Source organism: Rheinheimera sp. B2H12 (genome assembly GCF_059620065.1).
This window is the reverse complement of sequence record NZ_CM184363.1, coordinates 2,571,721-2,592,146: the sequence shown is the minus strand read 5'-3', so window position 1 is coordinate 2,592,146 and position 20,426 is coordinate 2,571,721. Positions and strand designations below refer to the sequence as shown.

At 48.2% G+C, this 20,426-nt stretch carries 19 protein-coding genes; 5 read left to right on the top strand and 14 right to left on the bottom strand.

Features of this window, described 5'->3' with window-relative positions; genetic code table 11:
• Window positions 1-15 precede the first annotated feature (15 nt).
• Genes AC53GJ_RS11115 through zwf form a run of 5 tightly spaced genes read right to left on the bottom strand, consistent with a single transcriptional unit; the run spans window position 16 to window position 5,633 of the window.
• Window positions 16-669: a bifunctional 4-hydroxy-2-oxoglutarate aldolase/2-dehydro-3-deoxy-phosphogluconate aldolase gene (locus tag AC53GJ_RS11115; protein ID WP_496732741.1), complete on the bottom strand. Its 654-nt coding sequence runs from the start codon at window positions 667-669 to the stop codon at window positions 16-18.
• 4 nt (window positions 670-673) lie between these two features.
• Window positions 674-1,636, bottom strand: coding sequence for a glucokinase (gene glk / locus AC53GJ_RS11110; protein WP_496732740.1), 963 nt, complete (start codon window positions 1,634-1,636; stop codon window positions 674-676).
• Entirely contained in the window at window positions 1,629-3,461 is a 1,833-nt protein-coding gene (gene edd, locus AC53GJ_RS11105; protein WP_496732739.1) for a phosphogluconate dehydratase, read from the bottom strand. Before edd ends, glk begins: the two co-directional genes overlap by 8 nt.
• A gap of 8 nt (window positions 3,462-3,469) precedes the next feature.
• A complete protein-coding gene (pgl, locus tag AC53GJ_RS11100; protein WP_496732738.1) occupies window positions 3,470-4,159 on the bottom strand; it encodes a 6-phosphogluconolactonase in 690 nt (229 codons plus the stop codon).
• A 1-nt stretch (window position 4,160) separates the two neighbouring features.
• Entirely contained in the window at window positions 4,161-5,633 is a 1,473-nt protein-coding gene (gene zwf, locus AC53GJ_RS11095; RefSeq protein ID WP_496732737.1) for a glucose-6-phosphate dehydrogenase, read from the bottom strand.
• 276 nt (window positions 5,634-5,909) lie between these two features.
• Here zwf and AC53GJ_RS11090 point away from each other — a divergent pair, with 276 nt between their 5' ends.
• Entirely contained in the window at window positions 5,910-6,761 is an 852-nt protein-coding gene (locus tag AC53GJ_RS11090) for a MurR/RpiR family transcriptional regulator (protein ID WP_496732736.1), read from the top strand.
• Between the two features lie 175 nt (window positions 6,762-6,936).
• Complete coding sequence (gene pyk / locus AC53GJ_RS11085) at window positions 6,937-8,373, top strand: pyruvate kinase (RefSeq protein WP_496732735.1); 1,437 nt, start codon at window positions 6,937-6,939, stop codon at window positions 8,371-8,373.
• Window positions 8,374-8,463: 90 nt separating this feature from the next.
• On the opposite strand, the gene AC53GJ_RS11080 is transcribed toward pyk, so the two are convergent.
• Window positions 8,464-9,414 carry a DMT family transporter gene (locus AC53GJ_RS11080; protein ID WP_496732734.1) on the bottom strand — a complete coding sequence of 317 codons (951 nt, stop codon included), beginning with the start codon at window positions 9,412-9,414 and terminating at the stop codon, window positions 8,464-8,466.
• A gap of 456 nt (window positions 9,415-9,870) precedes the next feature.
• On the opposite strand from AC53GJ_RS11080, the gene AC53GJ_RS11075 reads away from it, so the two are divergent.
• Window positions 9,871-10,875, top strand: coding sequence for an ATP-dependent 6-phosphofructokinase (locus AC53GJ_RS11075; RefSeq protein WP_496732733.1), 1,005 nt, complete (start codon window positions 9,871-9,873; stop codon window positions 10,873-10,875).
• Between the two features lie 157 nt (window positions 10,876-11,032).
• Here the strand turns inward: AC53GJ_RS11075 and AC53GJ_RS11070 are convergent, their stop codons facing one another.
• The 4 genes from AC53GJ_RS11070 to hinT all read right to left on the bottom strand — a co-directional run bounded on the left by AC53GJ_RS11070 (window position 11,033) and on the right by hinT (window position 13,998).
• Window positions 11,033-11,860, bottom strand: a complete 828-nt coding sequence (locus AC53GJ_RS11070; RefSeq protein WP_496732732.1) for a LytR/AlgR family response regulator transcription factor — start codon at window positions 11,858-11,860, stop codon at window positions 11,033-11,035.
• Window positions 11,844-12,923: a sensor histidine kinase gene (locus tag AC53GJ_RS11065; protein ID WP_496732731.1), complete on the bottom strand. Its 1,080-nt coding sequence runs from the start codon at window positions 12,921-12,923 to the stop codon at window positions 11,844-11,846. The genes AC53GJ_RS11070 and AC53GJ_RS11065 overlap by 17 nt, the downstream gene beginning before the upstream one ends.
• Window positions 12,924-13,119: 196 nt before the next feature.
• Window positions 13,120-13,518 carry an acyl-CoA thioesterase gene (locus AC53GJ_RS11060; protein WP_496732730.1) on the bottom strand — a complete coding sequence of 133 codons (399 nt, stop codon included), beginning with the start codon at window positions 13,516-13,518 and terminating at the stop codon, window positions 13,120-13,122.
• A 129-nt stretch (window positions 13,519-13,647) separates the two neighbouring features.
• Window positions 13,648-13,998 (bottom strand): purine nucleoside phosphoramidase, encoded by a 351-nt coding sequence (hinT, locus tag AC53GJ_RS11055; protein WP_496732729.1) that lies wholly within the window; start codon window positions 13,996-13,998, stop codon window positions 13,648-13,650.
• Window positions 13,999-14,065: 67 nt separating this feature from the next.
• Between hinT and AC53GJ_RS11050 the strand changes: the two genes are divergently transcribed.
• Window positions 14,066-15,868 (top strand): M61 family metallopeptidase, encoded by a 1,803-nt coding sequence (locus AC53GJ_RS11050; RefSeq protein ID WP_496732728.1) that lies wholly within the window; start codon window positions 14,066-14,068, stop codon window positions 15,866-15,868.
• Between the two features lie 50 nt (window positions 15,869-15,918).
• On the opposite strand, the gene AC53GJ_RS11045 is transcribed toward AC53GJ_RS11050, so the two are convergent.
• Together AC53GJ_RS11045 and AC53GJ_RS11040 are read right to left on the bottom strand one after the other, a co-directional pair.
• Complete coding sequence (locus tag AC53GJ_RS11045) at window positions 15,919-16,782, bottom strand: 6-pyruvoyl trahydropterin synthase family protein (protein ID WP_496732727.1); 864 nt, start codon at window positions 16,780-16,782, stop codon at window positions 15,919-15,921.
• Window positions 16,783-16,861: 79 nt separating this feature from the next.
• Entirely contained in the window at window positions 16,862-17,119 is a 258-nt protein-coding gene (locus AC53GJ_RS11040; RefSeq protein WP_496732726.1) for a hypothetical protein, read from the bottom strand.
• A gap of 139 nt (window positions 17,120-17,258) precedes the next feature.
• Here AC53GJ_RS11040 and fabA point away from each other — a divergent pair, with 139 nt between their 5' ends.
• Window positions 17,259-17,771, top strand: a complete 513-nt coding sequence (fabA, locus tag AC53GJ_RS11035; protein ID WP_496732725.1) for a 3-hydroxyacyl-[acyl-carrier-protein] dehydratase FabA — start codon at window positions 17,259-17,261, stop codon at window positions 17,769-17,771.
• 221 nt (window positions 17,772-17,992) lie between these two features.
• Here the strand turns inward: fabA and rmf are convergent, their stop codons facing one another.
• Both rmf and AC53GJ_RS11025 read right to left on the bottom strand, forming a co-directional pair.
• Window positions 17,993-18,175: a ribosome modulation factor gene (gene rmf, locus AC53GJ_RS11030; protein WP_068065521.1), complete on the bottom strand. Its 183-nt coding sequence runs from the start codon at window positions 18,173-18,175 to the stop codon at window positions 17,993-17,995.
• Between the two features lie 547 nt (window positions 18,176-18,722).
• Entirely contained in the window at window positions 18,723-20,426 is a 1,704-nt protein-coding gene (locus AC53GJ_RS11025; protein ID WP_496732724.1) for a DUF3466 family protein, read from the bottom strand.

Here is a 20,426-nt window from a genome sequence, read left to right as displayed (position 1 = left end):
CCAGTGACGAATAACTTATAACACTGTATTGGCTTTGGCGACCGCATCCAGACACAAATCTGTGATCCGTTGCCAGTCACCGCTGGCAATCGCATCGTCCGGCACTATCCAGGAGCCACCGACACAACGCACATTTGGCAGTGCCAGGTATTCCAGGAAGTTTTTCTCATTGATGCCGCCGGTCGGGCAAAAACGGATGTCAGAAAATGGCCCGTGAATCGATTTTAATGTTTTCACGCCACCGGCGGCTTCTGCCGGGAAAAACTTAAAGTGGGTGTACCCCAGCCCCGTACCTTCCATCAGTTCAGAAATGGATGCAATACCTGGGATCAGCGGGATTGGCGCGTCTTTACCGGCTGCCAGCAATTCCCTGGTCAGACCAGGGCTAATGGCAAACTTGGCACCGGCAGCTATCACTTTTTGTAACTGTTCTGCCGTGGTGACAGTCCCTGCCCCCACAATCGCATCCGGTACTTCAACCGATAACAATTTGATGGCATCTAATGCCACCGGGGTACGTAAAGTGACTTCCAGAACTTTAATGCCGCCGGCCAATAACGCTTTTGCCAGTGGCACTGCAGTAGCGAGATCTTTAATCACAATGACCGGAACCACAGGTCCTTGTGCAAACAGAGTGTCAGGTTGTAATTGCCAATTTTGAAAAGACATAAGTTTAACTCGCCAGAATTTGTTTCAGGTAGACAGCGCAGCCCAGTAAGCCCGGTTGCTCTGCAGTCACGACATAAGTGGCAATACGCCGGTTAAAGTCGGTAAAACGTCCTTTTGCTTCAAAACGCTCGCGAAATGGACTGTCTGCCAGTAATGGCAATAACTTCGGCACAATACCGCCGCCGACATAAACACCACCAAAAGTGCTGAGGGTCAGGGCTAAATCGCCGGCCAGCGCGCCTAAACTGGCAAAGAACTGCGCAATCACAGCACTACATAAGGCATCGCTGCCATTAAGGGCATGTTGACTGATCGCAGCAGCCGACATAGGTTCAACCGTCAGGCCCTGATAAGCTGCTAATGCCAGATACAAACTTTCGATGCCTGGGCCTGACAACAAGCGCTCCGGTGACACATGACCATAATGTGCCGCTAGATACCGCTGAATAAACCATTCCTGCTCATTTTGTGCCGTCCAGTCGGTGTGACCGCCTTCGCCTGGCAATGGTATAAAGCCATGCGCGGTTGGGATCAGATGACCGACGCCTAAACCAGTACCGGCACCTAACACCGCCATTGGTTTGGTCGCATCAGCACTGCCTTCACCAAACTGAATTTTTTCGCTGTGTTTTAATGCCGGCAGCGACATGGCCACTGCGGTAAAATCATTCAGGACGATAAATTCGGCCAATGCCAGTTCGGCTTTGGTTTGTTCAATCGAAAACTGCCAGTGAAAATTGGTCATTTTCACGACATCGCCATTGACCGGACAAGCAATAGCCACTGCGACATGGGCAATGTCCTGCAGTTGTTGTTCGTTGCGGTAATAACTTAACGCCAGTGCCAGCGTGGCAAAATCAGCACATGGGTAGACGACCACGTGGTCCAGTGCCAGCGTATCCAGATCGACCCGGCTGAAACGGGCATTGGTGCCGCCAATATCAGCGACAATGGCGAACTTAACCATGCAGATGTTCCTCAGTGGTAAACAGACTGCAAGCACCCTGCTCGGCCCCAGTCAGTACTGTGCGCAGACCACCGAAAATTTCGCGGCCCATGCCATAATAACTTTCTGACATATCCCGCACTGCGGCTGGACGTTGTGCCAGTTCTTCTTCAGCAACAAACACTTGTAATAAACCAGTTTCGCCATCGACCAGCATCAAATCACCGGTCTGGATTTTGGCGATCACGCCACCATCCACCGCTTCCGGTGTGACATGGATAGCGGCCGGCACTTTACCGGAGGCTCCAGACATCCGGCCATCAGTGACCAGGGCGACTTTAAAGCCGCGATCTTGTAATACACCCAGTGGTGGGGTCAGTTTATGCAGCTCTGGCATACCACAGGCTTTTGGTCCCTGGAATCGAACGACCACAATACAATCTTTATCCAGTTCACCGGCTTTAAAAGCGGCATCCAATTCGTGCTGGCTGGAGAACACTACTGCGGGTGCTTTGACAATTTCTGTACCCGGACGCAGGGCTGAAGTTTTGATCACGCCACGACCGACATTCCCTGACAGTACCTGTAAGCCACCATGATCTTTAAACGGCTTGGCCGCGGTTGCCAGTACAGTGTCATCACCAGACACGGCCGGACCATCGACCCATACCAAATGCCCATCTTGTAATACCGGCACCTGGGTATAACGGCGTAACCCAAAACCTGCCACTGTGTGGACATCTTCATGCAACAAACCCGCATCGAGCAGTTCGCGGATCAAAAACGCCATGCCGCCTGCGTGCTGGAAGTGATTGATATCAGCCTGACCATTTGGATAAATCCGGGTTAATAAGGGGGTGGCATTGGATAAATCAGCAAAATCATCCCAGTTGACAATAAAACCAGCGGAGCGGGCAACGGCAACCAGGTGCATGGTATGGTTGGTGGAACCACCGGTCGCTAACAGACCAACAATGCCATTGACCACAGCCTTGGCATCAACCAAATGGCCGATTGGCAAATACTCAGTCCCTAAATCTGTTAAACGTGTCACCTGACGCGCTGCTGCTTTGGTCAGTTCATCGCGCAAAGCTGTGCCTGGGTTGACGAAGGATGAACCTGGTAAATGCAGACCCATCATTTCGACCACCAGTTGGTTCGAATTGGCGGTACCATAAAAAGTACAGGTGCCGGCACTGTGGTAAGACGCAGACTCAGATTCCAGTAATTCTTCTTTACCCACTTTGCCTTCGGCGTACAGTTGGCGCACCCTGGCTTTTTCTTTATTCGGGATACCAGACGGCATTGGACCTGCAGGAATAAATACAAATGGCAGGTGGCCAAAACTAAGTGCAGCCATCAGCAGGCCCGGCACGATTTTGTCACAAATGCCCAGCATCAAGCCACCATCAAACATATTGTGCGACAGGCCAACGGCCGCCGACATGGCAATGATATCGCGGCTTAATAAACTCAGTTCCATGCCCGGCTGACCCTGGGTCACGCCGTCGCACATGGCAGGCACACCACCGGCAAATTGCGCTACACTGCCAATATCGGCAACAGCTTGTTTAATCAGTGCCGGATAAGTTTCATACGGTTGATGCGCAGATAACATATCGTTATAGCTGGAAATAATGCCGATGTTAGCCTTGGTCAGACTGCGTAAGTCTGCTTTTTCCTGAGCATTACAGGCGGCAAAACCATGCGCCAGATTACCGCAGGCTAAAGCGCCACGGTGTGGACCACGAATACGGGCCTGTTCAATACGGCTCAGATAAATCGCACGGCTTTTGGCACTACGTGCGATGATCCTGTCGGTAACTTGCTGTATAACCGGATGCATGATGACCTCTACTTGGCTGCGAACATCACCGATAACTCAACATCGGTGTGGTGTATAAAAGCACGGATCGGCATTGCCAATTCGTCGGTTCCGGCCGCGGCTTCGTTCAGCACTTTGAGCTTAGACTCACCCACCAAGTGTAAAAACAAAGCACGGCTGTTTAATAATCTTACTTTACTGAACGAAATCCGCTGATAAGGTGCGGTTGTTGGTTGCACTGCTAATAAATCTGCCGCATCGGCGGCCAGACCTGCGCTAATTTGGCCACTACATGGAAATAATGATGCAGTATGGCCGTCTTCCCCCATGCCGAGGATCACGGCATCAAAAGTAGGTAAGTCGGCCACCCGTTGCAGTAAGGTCGGGATCGCCTGTTCAGCGCTCGCGGCATCAGCATATAAACTGATAAACCTGGCTGCCGCCGCCTTGTGCTGTAATAAACTTGCTTTCACTAAGCGCTCATTACTGTCTTGCTCAGTGTCAGGCAGAAACCTATCATCAGCCAGCGTGATAGTGACCTTTGACCAGTCCAGTTCGGTCTGCGCTAACTGTTGAAACAGCGCTTGTGGTGTGCGGCCACCAGACACCACCAGATAAGCTGCGCCGCGCTGTTGAATGGCGTTTCGCAAAATTTCGGTCAGTTGGTCAGCAAAAGCCAGGTTTAACGTCTGACTATCCGCGTATGTATGTAACTGCATGTTATTCGTCCCAGTTGCGATCGTCGCGCGCTAACAATGAAATGGCGGCAACCGGACCCCAGGTACCAGCCTGATATGCTTTTGGTGGTTCATTATTGATCCGCCATGCATCCAGAATGCCGTCGACCCATTTCCAGGCTTGTTCAACTTCATCACGACGGACAAATAAATATTGATTACCCAGCATGGCTTCGAGCAACAGCCGCTCGTAAGCATCAGCAATGCGCTGAGCTTTAAAAGTTTCATCAAAACTTAAATCCAGTTTGCTTTGCTGCAACTGCATATTTTCGCCAAGGCCGGGGATTTTATTCATGATTTGAATTTCCACACCTTCATCCGGTTGTAAACGGATAATCAACTTGTTGGCTGGCAGTTGTTTGTAAGTTTCGTGGAAAATATTGTGCGGCTGCGGTTTAAAGCAGATCACCACTTCAGACACTTTGTTTGGCATCCGTTTACCGGTGCGCAGATAAAATGGCACACCAGCCCAGCGCCAGTTGTCGATATCGACTTTAATCGCGACAAAGGTTTCAGTTTTACTGTTTGGTCTGGCATCTTCTTCTTCCAGATAACCAGGCACAGCTTTACCACCAACAAAACCGGCACTGTATTGGCCACGGACGGTTTTTTCCTGCACGTTTTGCAGATTGATTGGTCGTAACGCTTTTAACACTTTTAATTTTTCATCACGGATACTGTCAGCGTCCAGACTGGCTGGTGGTTCCATGGCGATCAGGGACAATACTTGCAGTAAATGGTTTTGCACCATATCGCGCATCTGACCAGCATCGTCGTAATAACCCCAGCGTCCTTCAACCCCTACTTCTTCTGCCACTGAAATCTGCACATGATCAATGGCATTGTGATCCCAGTTCGAGGCAAAAATGGCATTAGCAAAACGCAGTGCCAATAAGTTCAGCACAGTTTCTTTACCTAAGTAGTGGTCAATACGGTAAATCTGATTTTCCTGAAAATAACGCGCCACTACATCATTAATAACTTTTGATGATTCCAGGCAATGGCCAATCGGTTTTTCCAGCACCACTCTTGAAGGCTGTACTGCCAAACCTGCTGCGTCCAGACCTTGTGAAATGTTGCCAAATAAAGAAGGCGCAGTAGCGAAATAACTGACCGGGATGCGATTTTTAATGTCAGTGACTGCGGTCAGCTTCAGATAGTCGTCAGCCTGGGTTAAATCAATTTGTACATATTGCAACTTGGCTTTTAACCGCGTCAGCACATCGGCGTCCAGCGGCTCTTTGACAAATTTCTGTAAATTTGTTTCAACAAGTTCAACGTAATCCGCCAGGGTCATCTGATCTCTGGCAACACCGGTAATACGGCTATCGGTATGCAATAAACCCGCTTTCTCTAATTGATATAATGCAGGAAGAAGTTTACGGCGTGCCAGATCGCCTTTGGTGCCAAACAGAATAAGATCACAGGCTTTATTCGATTGTGCTGTTGCTGTCATGAAGCTGACCCTTGTTTCGATGTAATTTTACAACACTTGACCGCATACTAGCCGAGTGATTGCCGCTTGTAAATCATAAAAGATGTAATTAAATTACAACTTAGCTAAAGTTTTGACGTAGCCTATATCTTAAGGCAGTCTTTCAGTTGTATCATTAGTTATGTGGTAAGTTTATCACTTTTGTTGTTGCCGCCCTGGTTGGGCTACAAAATTAATTACATACTCAATCACGAGCCTGGCTCAGGTGCGCGATAGTCAACGCAGGAATAAATTCGGATGAATGTACTGGAAAAGATCGTAAACAGTGTAAACAGTTTCAGTAAGTCTGAGCGCAAAGTCGCTGATGTGATCCTGGCCAACCCGCAGACCACAATTCATAGCAGTATTGCGGCCCTAGCCAAAATGGCTGATGTGTCTGAGCCAACCGTCAACCGTTTTTGTCGCCGGCTTGATACCAAAGGTTTCCCTGATTTTAAACTGCATCTGGCGCAAAGCCTCGCCAATGGCACGCCTTATGTAAACCGTCACGTCGAAGAAGACGATGGCCCGGAAGCTTACACCGCCAAAATTTTCGAATCGACGATGGCTGCGCTGGATGCGGCAAGACAAAACGTTGATATTAATACCATTAATCGCGCTGTAGACGTGCTGACCCAAGCGAAAAAAATCTCCTTTTTTGGCTTAGGAGCTTCTGCCTCTGTCGCCCACGATGCGCAAAATAAATTTTTCCGCTTTAACGTCCCAGTGGTGTGTTTTGATGACATTGTGATGCAGCGGATGAGTGCCATTAACAGCAGCGAAGGGGATGTGGTGGTTTGCATCAGTCACACCGGCCGGACAAAAAATTTATGCGATATCGCAGCGATTGCCCGTGAAAATGATGCCACTGTGATTGGGGTAACTGCTTATGACAGTCCACTGGCAAAAGAATGTACCTTAGTATTATCGCTGGACGTACCGGAAGATACCGATATGTATATGCCGATGGCATCTCGGGTCGCACAATTGGTGTTGATTGATATCCTCGCTACCGGTTTTACCTTAAGACGTGGTACAAAATTCCGGGAAAATCTGAAGAAAGTAAAAGACAGTTTACGTGGCTCCAGATTCGATAAAAAAGATTTTTAAGCCGATTCGGTGCCAATAAGCAGCGCCAATCTGTAACTTATATCCACTTTTTCGCTATATTCTGTAATTAAATTACATTACACTGATGAACATTCGGCCGTTACCGCAAAATTACCCAGCGGGTTGGTAACGGCAGAAAGTTCATTTTCCGGATATTTCCAACCAGGAGCAGCAGATGCCAAGAAGAACGAAAATAGTGGCCACCCTAGGCCCGGCAACCAATACCCAGGCCGCTATCGAAAAACTTATTCTGGCCGGTGCCACCGTATTCCGTTTTAATTTCTCCCATGGTAGTGCTGATGACCATCTGCAACGTGCTGTGATGGTCCGTGCCGCCGCTGCCGCGACTTCAGCGCATGTGGCTATTTTAGGTGATCTGCAGGGCCCAAAAATTCGCGTCTCCACTTTTAAAAACAGTAGTGTTGAACTGACCGAAGGTCAGGATTTTGTGCTGGATGCACAATTGGCTAAAGGCCTGGGTGACGAAACTCAGGTTGGTATTGATTACAAAGAATTGCCAGGTGATGTGAAACCAGCCGATGTGTTGTTATTAGACGACGGACGCATTCAACTGGTGGTTGATCATGTGGTCGGTCCGCGGATTTACACCAAGGTCTCAGTGGCTGGCAAACTGAGTAACAACAAAGGCATTAACCGGCTCGGTGGCGGTTTATCAGCCCCTGCCCTGACTGATAAAGATAAAGCCGACATCGCGTTAGCAGCCAGCATTGATGTTGATTATCTGGCAGTATCTTTCCCGCGGACTGGTGATGATCTGCGTCTGGCGCGACAACTGGCACGTGATGCCGGTTCTGAGGCTTTGATTGTATCTAAAGTGGAACGGGCTGAAGCAGTTGCTGATGATGCTACGCTGGATGATATTATCCGGGCTTCAGATGCGGTTATGGTGGCGCGTGGTGATTTAGGCGTTGAAATTGGGGACGCTGAATTAGTGGGTCAGCAAAAACGTATTATTGCCCGTTCCCGTCAGCTCAATCGCGTGGTGATCACGGCAACGCAGATGATGGAATCGATGATTGAAAGCCCGATGCCGACCCGTGCTGAAGTGATGGATGTTGCCAACGCGGTGTTAGATGGTACAGATGCGGTGATGTTATCGGCTGAAACTGCCGCCGGTAAGTATCCGACTGAAACTGTAAAAGCCATGGGCCGGGTTTGTGATGGGGCTGAGAAACATCCAAAAGTGATGTCTTCTAAACACCGGATGGACGTCACTTTCACTGAAATCAGTGAAACTATCGCGTTATCAGCCATGTATGCAGCCAATCACTTAGAAGGCATCAAGGCCATTATTGCGCTGACTGAATCAGGTTACACTGCTAAACTAATGTCGCGCATTACCTCTTCGCATGCGATTTATGCCTTATCCCGTCATGTCAAAACGCTGAATAAAATGGCGTTGTATCGTGGCGTTTACCCGGTATTTTTTGACAGCCACGGCATCAGTAATGATCATCTGGCGGATGATGCAGTGGCAGCGGTAAAAAAAGTGGCAGGTCTGCAAACAGGTGATTTAGTGATCCTGACGCATGGTGATGTGATGGAAACTGTTGGTGCTTCAAACACCTGTAAAATCGTTACTGTGAAATAATGATCTGCACAGTGCTGCTGAATCAGCTCAGCAGCCGAGCAAAAAAATGCCGCAAATGCGGCATTTTTTGTTGCTGCTTTAAAGTATCAGCTAAGCCTGCGCCTGTTGTGCCAGCCGCCACTGCTTCAGAACTGGTGCCAGAGCTGTCACTGCTGAGCCAATCACCACCATCACAGCACCGGCCACAGACCAGACATTCAGTGCTTGTGGCTCGGGGGCTGCAGGCCATAACCAGGCCGCAAGATTGGCAAATAAAATGGTCAGTAGTGGCGTAATGGCCAGAACGGCACTGACTTTAGAGGCTTCCCAATGTTGCAGTGCTTCGGCAAAAGCGCCGTAAGCGATAATGGTATTCAGGCAACAAAACAGCAGTAAGCCCCAGTGTAACAACGATAATTCCAGTACCGGGCTGATGTCGGCCAAGGGTAAAAAACACAAAGTGCCAGCCGCATAAATAAACAGCATAATTTGCTGGGAGCTGTAATGCATCAACAGCTGTTTTTGCGCCAAGGCATAACAAGCCCAGGTAATGGCGGCGATAATCACCAGTAACACACCAAAACTATCCTGACCGAGCTGCGTTAACAACAGTAACAACCGGTCGTTAAAGAACAGCAACAGGCCTGCGACCAGGGTAACAGCACCGATTTTTTGCCACAACAACAAGCGTTCGCGGAAAATAAAGATACCCCCTAACATCATCAGAAATGGCGCCAGTTGGATCACCACCTGGGCAGTCTCTGAAGTCAGTAAATTGAGCCCCATCAGATATAAAATGTAGTTTGATAACAAACCGGCTACTGCAATCAGCATCAATATCCCGGCTTTGCCGCGTAACTTGCTAAAACCAGGCAAATTGCCCTGTTTAAACAACACCAGACAGACAAAAACAGCCGCCGCCAGGAAACGAACCCAAGTAATGGTATTGGCGGTTAATTCAGTCAGCAGTACTTTTAGTGCAATTGGTAACATGCCCCACAGTACTGCAGTAATCAGCGCGAGTAAAAAACCGGTCAAACTATTACCGGATGCCTGATGCATAATTTTTCCTGTAACAAAAACTGCAATAAACCCAAGGCGGCTATTTTGGCTGTTTTTTTGCAGGCTGTCGCCTGCTTTCAGCGTATATTTCTGATGTTAAACGCGCCGTTGCAGCCTTCGCAGACGCTGAGGGCTAGCATGAATTTCATTGCGACAAATCAACACAAAGGCCGTTGTGGCATGGCACACTGTCAGTTGCTTAGTAAGGCTCTATATAACCTGAATTCGGGTTAAGCAATACCGTTTCATAGGCATCTTTTCGTGCCTCTCTGCGTTGTTTTTTCTAGCCATAGCCAGCTATGGCTAGAAAAACCGCCTTGATATCCACGAAAATCTACCGATTAAATTAGAAATATGTAATGACTGATATCAATCACCCTGCTCGGCACTCATTAACCCGAGTTCAGGTTATATAATGAAATGCTAACCATCGCTATCAGCGACCAGGAGATATCAATGGCAAAGATCAAACGGATTGGCTTGTTAACTTCAGGCGGTGATGCGCCAGGTATGAATGCAGCCATTCGCGCTGTGGTACTGACCGCAGCGGCAGCCGGCATCGAAGTGCTGGGGTTTCGGCATGGCTTTAATGGTATTTTCAGTGCCGACTGGCAATGGCTAACCCCAACCGAGGTGAAACACTGTATTCAACTCGGGGGCACTTTACTGAAAAGTGCCCGCTGCCAACAGCTACAGACCCCTGATGGCCCTGCGCTGGCAGGCCGGCTGTTAACGGATTTACAGCTAGATGCCTTGTTAGTGATTGGTGGTGACGGCAGTTTCCGAGGTTGCCAGGCTATCGCGCCTTTTTTTGCCGGCCAAATCTGCGGTATTCCAGGCACCATTGATAATGATGTGGATGGTACTGATTTTACGATTGGTTTTGCCACGGCGGTCAATACCGCTTTAGATGCGATTGATAAAATCCGCGACACCGCTGATGCTTTTGAACGTATTTTTCTGGTTGAAGTGATGGGACGACACAGTGGGTATCTGGCGTTAGCGGCCGGCATTGCTGGTGGCGCCGAACAGATTATTTGTCCTGAATATGGTGACAAAGTCGATATTGCTGATTTGGTGCAGGATATTCAGCAGTTACAACGCGAATATGGCCATGGCAGTTACATTATTGTGATGGCAGAAACTATGTATCCGCCAGGTGCAGCGGCGCTGGCCAGCGAATTAACCACTCTGTCTGGCACTGAGTGCCGCGCTTGTGTGCTGGGGCATTTACAACGTGGTGGTAGTCCGGTCGGGGCCGATCGGATCCTGGCGACTAAACTCGGCGCTTTTGCCGTGGAGCAATTATTGGCCGGTCATGCCCATCTGATGATGGCGGGTGAGCAAGCAGGTCAGGCGGTGTTGTACCCATTGGCACTGACCGGCGAGCGCAAAAAATTAGCGGATCAATATTTATTAGGCTGGCAACAAAAGCTGCTGCAAGATAGCAAACCGGCCTGAGAACTGCATCAAAAGACTAACATTTGCTGTATTGCTGCGTTCCAACATGAATGTCATACAGCAGATAGCTATTTTAGGTCTTTGTTTTGCCAATGTCGCACTACCCCGGCGCAAGCGCCGGGCCCAGTACTCCCTTCAGGAGCAGGAAAGATGACTGTTACGAACTAAATACCGTTTTGACCCGGTCTTTGTAACTACGGCTGACTTTCACTGCCTGACCATTGGTCAGCATTAACTGATGTTCTCCATTGGCTAGCATTTGCAATTTAGCGATGGTATTGACGTTCACGATCGCCGAACGGTGTACCCGCACAAATTGCCGCGGATCCAGTTCCTGCTCCAGTTCTTTCATGGTACGGCGCAAAATGTGGGTTTGACCATCTTTGGTATGGATACACATATAATCGCCGGCCGCATCAACCCAGTCGATATTGGCTACAGGAACTCTGGTAATTTCACCACTGTCTTTGATACTAATGGCTTCCGGATAACGATCATTCATCACTGGTTCTTCCTGATCCAGCCGCTGCAAAATGTGATCAGCATTTTCGCCGGTCAGTTTAGCCACCGCCTGTGCCAGTTGACCTTTGTGTTTATGGTCGTCGCGTGCCAGCGATACTTTTAACAGCTTTTCCACCGCGGCTTTTAATCTTTCGTTTTCAACCGGCTTTAACACATAGTCTACGGCATTGACATCAAAGGCATTCAGCGCATATTGATCAAATGCAGTGACAAAAATGATGTAAGGTAAGCTGATCTGCTTTTGTTGCAGTTGCTTTAATACCGCAAAACCGTCCAGTACCGGCATTTCTACATCAAGAAACACCACATCAGGTTGCAGGTCACAAATAGCTTCAATAGCTTCCGCCCCATTGCTGCACTGTGCAACAATCTGCAATTCCGGGAAAGCTGCCAGCCGCATTAACATCCCTTTGCGTGCTAACGGTTCATCATCAACAACTACTACTTTAAGCATGTTCTTCATCGCTAACTTCCACCTCAAACGGGATCCGGATATTTACTTTTACCCCTTTTGGCTGATTGTGCGTCAACACCAGGGAAAAATCTTTATCATATAACGCTGCCAGTCGTTCTCGGGTATTGACCAGACCAACACCGCCACTGTCTTTGGGTAAACCATCGTCAATCGGCATGCCTGGGCCATTGTCGGCCACTTCAATCAGTAAGTCATGGCCGAACTTGCTGGCCTTGATATTGATAGTACCGCCGCAGGTCTGACTGGCGACTGCATATTTGATGGCATTTTCTACTAAGGGTTGCAAAATAAGGCTGGGGACCAGCGCCTGGCTGGTATTTTCTGCAATATCAATATCAATGGTCAATCGCTCGGAGAATCTGACTTTTTCAATTTCCAGATACAAGTTCGCCGCATAAATTTCCTGCTGCAATGGCACTTTATTAATTGGATCTTTGTACAAGGAATAGCGCAAGAAATCGCTCAGCCGGCTAAGCATCTTATTGGCGGTATCTGCTTCGTTAATCAGCACCAGGGTTGAAATCGCATTAAGCGTATTAAACAAAAAATGTGGGTTGAGCTGATAACGCAACATTTTCAATTGGGCTTCATGCGCTTTATTGGAGGCGGTGAGCGATTTTTGTTTTTCCAGCTGTAGCGTCTGATAATAACGGATGCCGAAATAAAGCCCGCTCCAGCTCAGAATGACATAAAAGCCGACCGAGGTTTGATTGAAATACTGGATCCAGTCGTCAGGCCGGTAACCATGCCGGTAAATCTCCCAGTAGTTAAAGTTTTTCACCACAGTCCAGCCACTGGCAATGACAAAAGCCAGTGACAGAATAGACAGAATCATTTGCCAGGGCGCCCAGAACCACATCCGCTGAAAGGCGTATCGTAATGGGATGGATAATAACCAACCGGCATAGGCATCCAGCGCCACCACAATGAGATAAGCCTGGCGCATCTCCTGAAATAAAGAGCCCAGGTAACCGACCACAGCAAATCCCATCCAGCCTAAGGTATGTAATAACCAAAACTGGCGGTGGCGATCTTCAAGAAATTTTTGCAAAGATAATTCTCAGTCAGACCAAGCTAACACAATACAGAGTGCTGAATTATACCAAAGAAGCTGAACTGACTTCGGGTGTTAAACTCAGTCAGATCTCCGTTAGTCGCAAGCAGCGCGCTGCAATCAGCGTTGAGGTCAATCTCGAATGAGTCATAGCAGGAAGGATGCCGCAATCTTTGCTTGCGGCGACGATGCTTTAACCCAGTACCGGCGTAGGCTTACGATCAGGTCCAAGTGCGACAAAAGTGAAAGTGCCTGAAATGGCTTTATGTTGATCGTCGCTATACATATTCTCAACAAAAATATCGACCTTCACTTTAATACTGGTACGGCCCACATGTTCAATCCGCGCCACCAGTTCAATGATAGTGCCAGCCGGAATGGACTCTTTAAAATCAACCCGATCTGAGGATACGGTCACCAGTGGTTTACGGCAAAATCGGGTGGCGGCGATAAAAGCGGCCTCGTCCATCCAGGCCAGCGCCTCTCCCCCAAATAACGTATTGTGGTGATTAGTCCGGCCCGGGAATACAGTTTTGGTGACCCGCGTCACGGCATATTCAGTCCGGATAGCAAGTAAAGCATCATTTGACATAGGTAACCTCGGTAACACTGAAAAATGCGGATTTTAGTGGCAAAGCCAGTAAAAGCCAAGGCCGGCTGTACCAAACAGCCAGCAACGCCGTAGTAAAAACACGCCGCAGCGGACAGCGCGCAACCAGTTTTAACGCATCAGCATCGCACCCAGCGCATGACCACCAACCAGATGCATATGCAGATGATATACTTCCTGGCCACCATGCTGGTTGCAGTTCACAATCAAACGATAACCGTCAGTGGCGATGCCGGCATCCTTGGCCAGTTTGGCCGCAACGGTAAACATGCGGCCGAGTGCGGCTTCATGCTCAACAGCAACATCGTTCACTGTCGGGATCAGTACATTAGGCACAATCAGGATATGTACCGGTGCGCGCGGGTGAATATCCCGAAACGCGGTCACCAGTTCATCCTGATATAACAACGTGCTGGGGATTTCCTGGCGGATAATTTTACTGAAAATTGTTTCTTCGGCCATGATTTTGTCTTCCTGTGCAATGCTTTATGGTTATACTCAGCTTTTTTTCTGCGAACGAGTATAAAGGATGGATCAGGTACGTTACCAGCTTTCAGTCAGTGATATCACAGCGCACTTGCTGCAGGTCGAGATTTTTTTCACCCCGGTGGATGCCAGTCCTGTGACCTTATCATTAGCCGCCTGGATCCCGGGCAGTTATTTTATCCGCAATTTTGCCAGACATCTGCAGCAGCTCCGAGCATCTGACGCCAACGGCGAACTGGCTGTGACCGCGCTGGATAAGCATAGTTGGCAGTTGTCGCATCGTGGCCTGCCAGTGCGGGTGAGTTATCAAGTGTATGCTTTTGATTTGTCAGTGCGTGCCTGCTATATCAACGATGAAGTCATTGTGATTAATCCGGCCGCTTGTTGTCTGGCTGTCGAAGGCCAACAACAACAACCCCATGTTGTGCAGATCCTGCCGGTGTCAGGTAAAGCGCAGTGGCAACTGGCCACCGGCTTAACCAGAGCCGCAGGCACCGACCGCTTTAGTTTTGGCGAGTATTTGGCGACTGACTATGCCCGGTTGATTGATAGCCCCTTGCTGTTGGGAGCCTTGCAAACCACCAGCTTTGAACTGGCGGGGGTCAACCATCACTTGGTATTTGCCGGTGCTGTGCAAGCAGATATCGCGCGTATCGGACGCGATTTATTACCCATTTGTCAGCAACAAGCCAAGCTTTTTGCCGGTTTACCGGCCGATTTGGCCGAATATTGGTTTTTAACCTGGGTGGTCGATCAGGGCTATGGCGGGCTGGAGCATCAAAATTCGACCTTGTTAATGTGCAATAGATTTGATTTACCCAATCCGGCACAACCTAGCCAACTTACTGAGGAATATCAGAACTATCTCGCCCTCTGTAGTCATGAATATTTCCACACCTGGTGGGTAAAACGAGCCAAACCCAGCAGTTTCTTACAGTATCAGTTGGCAGCCGAACAGTACACCAGCCAATTATGGTGGTATGAAGGTTTTACCTCCTACTACGATGATTTAGCCTTACTCCGCTCAGGTGTAATAAATGCCGAACAATATTTAACCACCTTAGCCAAAACCATCAGCCGGGTGCAGCGGGCTCCGAGCAATCTGACGCAAAGTCTGGCTGACAGCAGCTTTACCGCCTGGACCAAGTTTTATCAACAAGATGAAAATGCAATCAATACTGTGGTCAGCTATTACGCCAAAGGCAGCCTGCTGGCCTTGTGTCTGGATGCAGAATTACGCCAGCGCGGTCTGAGCCTGGATGGCTTTATGCTGCAATGCTGGCAGCAATTTGGTGCCAATGGTACTGGCAGTGACGAGCAAGAGTTTTTCCATCAGCTAAATCATTACTGCCAGGATAGCTGCCTGACTGAGCGTTGCCGGCAATGGGTGGAACAACCGATGGCACTGCCATTACCAGTCGCACTACAAAGTCTAGGCATCAGCCTGCAGTATCGGGCGGCGCAGTCCGGCAAAGATCTCGGCGGTCAAGCAGCTACTTTTGCGCATCAAAAAGATTTTGGTGCTTTTTATCAGAGCCAGGCCGAAGGTTTACAAATCAGTGCTGTGGTGCAAGGCAGTAGCGCTTATCTGGCGGGTTTAATGGCAGGTGATGTGTTGATTGCCATTGCCGGTTTGAAAGCAACGGAAGCGACTTTAGCTGAAATGCTCAGCCGCCATTCAGTGGGTGAGAAGCTGAGCTTGCATTGGTTCAGGCAACAAAGGTTGTTATCTGCTGAGCTGGAACTGCGCAGCGCGCCATTACAGATAGCGCAGTTAGCGATAGCTGATGAAACCTTAGCGCAAAGTTGGTTACAGCCGTCCGCTCCGCCTTTGAACCAAGGTTAACAAAGCCGCGTGCTGGGCATCACGGCCTGGCACGCGGTATAGTCACAGTCTCATCGCGCGGGGTTATATGCCACCGCGCCTTTGCCGACACCTTCATAAGCCACAACTTTGTAGCTGGCGGCTTCCAATTGTTGCAACTGCCGGGCAATGTAATCAGCCAGGCATTCCACTGTACTGTCACAATCAACCAGCTCACAATGCGCTGCTGGTAACACAATTTCAAAATAACCTTGCGCCGCCTGGTAGCTAAAACATAAATCGTCGGCTGTTGTTTGCAGATAACGCAATTGCTCAGCTGTGATTTGATCTTCCACTGTGCCCAGATAAATATCCTGCCAGCGTTCGGTCCAGTATTTATTCAATCTTGGCGATAACATGCCGTTTTGATAAATCTCAATGGTCGAACGATGACCATGGGCAATCCGCTGGCAGTTACCATCATGCTTTTTCAGGCCATGGCTGTAGTGGTAATAGAAATTCTGGCTTTTTTCTGCCCTTAACACAAAACGGACCGCCTGCACATTGTCGGGCAACAAGGAAAAAATCTGTTGCTGCAAAAACTCGGCAACACTTTGCTCGTTGATCTGTTGGCACGGGATCGCAACATGGGCTTCAGTGGGCGAAGCCACCTGGATCAAGCCTCTGGCCGATTGAAACTTCAGCACTTCAATCTCAGCTTGCTGCTGCAATTGATAACAATCTGCTGCCTGCGGATAAGCCAGTTTATGGTCAACCAGTTGATCGATGGCCTTTTTAATCACTTTTTTGACATGACCAAAATCAAATACCATCGATGTCGCGTCCAACTCACCTTCTAATTCGACATCAACAATATAACTTTCCCCCAGCAAACCGCGCTGTTGGCATAAATACGAAAAGTCGATCACGGTTAAATCGCGGACAAATAAAATCATAATATACTCTGAAGCGCTGAAGATACCGGCATTATACGGTAACTGCGGCAGTTTATTAAGCCTGCCGTGTGATCTGAGCTCAGCGCTGATGATCTTCCAGCCAGCCATTGAGCAGTCCAACCTGCCCCAACTTGTGCGCGGCATACATCAGCCGGATGGCATTGCTTAATAACAGGCTGTCATTCCACTGGGTTTTATCCTGAATTTCCTGATAGCACAACAGCGCTTCCGGGCTCAAATAACCGCGTAACTCTTTGCGACCAGATTGTTTTTGCCGTTGTCGGTATCTTTGTTGTTTTTCTGCGTTGGACAGACTTTTTTTACTGTCTTGCGTCATAAAGCTTCACCTTTGTCATCTCAATGGCCGGAACTTGCGCAATAATTGTCTGAATTAGTAGCCAGAATTGACTAATCGGACTTGTTTAGCTTACAGCTGTTCGCTAAAGTGGACACAATTTTTTTCGGATTAAACATACATGACTCAGAATAGCTTTACAAAAGAAGAATTAATTTCGTGCGGTGAAGGTAAATTATTTGGTCCTGGCAATAGTCAGTTACCTGTTGGCAATATGCTAATGATTGACCGGGTGATCCATATTTCCGAAGAAGGCGGTAAATATGGCAAAGGCCAAATTGTGGCAGAATTTGATATTCATCCAGACTTATGGTTCTTCGCCTGTCACTTCGAAGGTGATCCGGTGATGCCAGGATGTTTAGGCCTCGATGCTATGTGGCAATTGGTCGGTTTTTTCCTGGGCTGGACCGGTGGACCAGGCAAAGGTCGGGCTTTGGGAGTTGGTGAAGTTAAATTTACCGGACAAATCCTGCCAACGGCAAAAAAAGTCACCTATACCATTGATATGAAACGTGTTATCAAGCGCAAACTCTATATGGGGATTGGCGATGGCGTGGTCAGTGTGGATGGTCGCGAAATTTATGCCGCTGAAGAGTTAAAAGTGGGTCTATTCCAGGATACTTCCAGTTTCTAATGTCCGTATCATTAAAGGTAGGACTCTTCGTATGACGTCTAATGCTTGACGCTTAGCATCCAACGCTTGGCGTCCAACGTGTGACGTCCAACCCCGACTTTTTCAGAAAAGCATCAGCGAAGCTTCTTAAGCAACAAACCTCACTGCAGTGAGGTTTGTGTTGATGGTGTCATAGACACAATGTCATGATTCCAGCAGGGCCCAATCCAACAGGCCTTACCCTACTGGCCTTTGCTAAATAAACCGCCACCACGGTCCTCCATCGCTTCACGGTATCCACCTAACCACTGTGAGCGGGCATCAAGATTCTGATATGGACAAATTTCTTTTGAACGGCCTGTTACACCAGCGCGGTAACCTTGAGCATGAGCACGTTCTAAACGATCACGTTTTTGTCTTTTCATACGGCAGTCTTCCTCAACTGTTATTAGCAATACAGTCAGCAGCTTTGCAACTGACTGTGCTAAATAGATAGTCTTGTTGGACTAAAGGTTCAACTGAATTTAGTAGCAATATTGCTTGACAATGCCTAACAAACTGAACTTCATTGCATTTTGATGAAAAAATAAATAAATATTTTTTATAAAAATTTGCTCTAAAAACGATAAATCCCAATACAAATGCTAAAAAGCTCAGATCGGCACTGTTGATTGCAAGCCCATTCAGGGGATTGGAGGGGCAAAGTGCGGGCTGGCGAGTCGCAATCAGCCCATTCGCATCTGCACAGAGCACAAGGTGTCACGGTTTAACCGCAACAGACAGCTTGCTTGCGATAGCAAGTTTTTTCGTTGCAGATGATGGCTAAAGTCAGGATGAAGATGACGTGAAGTAAACAGTGAGCGCCAAGGTTGAATAATCTGATAACAGTCTGCGTACAAAGCCGCAGACTGTTATCAGTGCCTGGAATCAGTGCCTGGAATCAGTGCCTGGAATCAGTGCCTAGGCTCTGACTCAGGCTTTGGCCATTTTACGGCGTAATAACAACAACGGTAATAAGCACAAAGCCAACCAGCCACCGGCACCGCCTTTACGCTCGTAGTTGGTGTCTTCTGGTTTGCTGCAATTATCTGCTACACCACCAGCGACCGGATTCAACTGCACGGCCACGGCAATTTCTTCTTTCACCACGACACCATTGCTGTCTTTAACAATTTCACCTTTGATATCCCGCTTATCAACAGCTTTAACGGCAGTGGCTACAATGACATTCTTATCATTGATGCCCATCGCATTGACAATGCTATAACCGCTATCACAAGGCAATAAGGTATTCAGATCGCTGAATTTATCCGTCGCGATGTCGTACATAAAACCGACATTACGCCGTGTCGATGAACCTGTGGTAAAAGCTTCTGTGGTGCCGACAACGATATTATTGTCATTGATTGCTTCCGGAATAGTATTCGCGGTGTTAAACAAATCTGTTGGGAAGGTGAGTTTCTTCGCAGCCATATCATAGACAAAAAAGCGATCCGGGCCTTGATACCACAGCTTACGGGCAGAACCAACAATGATGTTTTTATTGTTGATGCCAGTGGCATTATTGCTTTCCCACTCGCTTTGATTGATAAAAGATTCAACCTTGTTATCTACAATATGCACAGCTTTCATCGTCGTGAAGACTTCATCACGATACGTCAGCGGACTTATGCGAATGTCATCAGAATCAGTAAACACTGAGCTACCCACAATCACGCCCTGATCATTAATTTCCTGTAGCTGGCTGTAATAGTTGACCGAAGAGTAATCTGTTTTGTTGTGTGGTAAACCGGTATTTTTATCGCCTAAATAGCCAACTTTAACTGGAGTGCCTGGTTTGCCATTGGCATCCAATTGCCATAACAAGGCTGACGACGTATACATTGTGCCTGCAATCGCCTGGCGATAATAACAAAGTTGCACCGGTTCATTTTTACCATCACACAAGGTTTTTACCGTGGTTTGGGTAGTTTCAGGCACCGCAATACTGCCTGAGCCAATGACTTGACCATTGTTATTGATATCACGCGGTAAACTAAAGCCACCACCAAAATCGGTATATAACGGCGGTAACAAATGTGGTTGCCCTTGGCTCACGACCACACCTAACTGATATCCAGGAGCCGGGACCCACACTTTCACTGCCACGGGTGCCGGTACAGCTGTGGTCGCTGCTGGGGTGAATGATTGTTGGGTGAAGGGGGCAGTACCATAACCTAACAACTGATTTTGCTCGTTAATGCCGACCAGATATTCATAGTTGGTCGGAACTGTCGATGTTTGACGCAGCAATATCCGCTGTTTAGTGTCTAAGCGGACGGCAAAGGCGTCTGCAAAACGCTGTACTGTGTATCCTGCAACGTTATTCTTTAAATAACCTAACAATACACCTAAGGCTTTGGCATTGATATTGCCTTTCTTGACCTCTTCAATTTCCGCAGCTGTCAGATTGGTGGTAATCAAAGAATTGGTATAATCAACCGCATTAACATCCACCGGAAAATTAAACTGATTGCTGTTAGTGCCAACAGACTGATTACTGTTATTGATAGCCGCAGCAAAACTGGACTTATATCCTTCTGCTGCACCCAGTTCAACCACCTGGAAGACAGCTGCCTGACTCGCAGTGACCGCTAGCGCCGGTAACATTGCGATTAAGATAGGCGTTAATTTCAT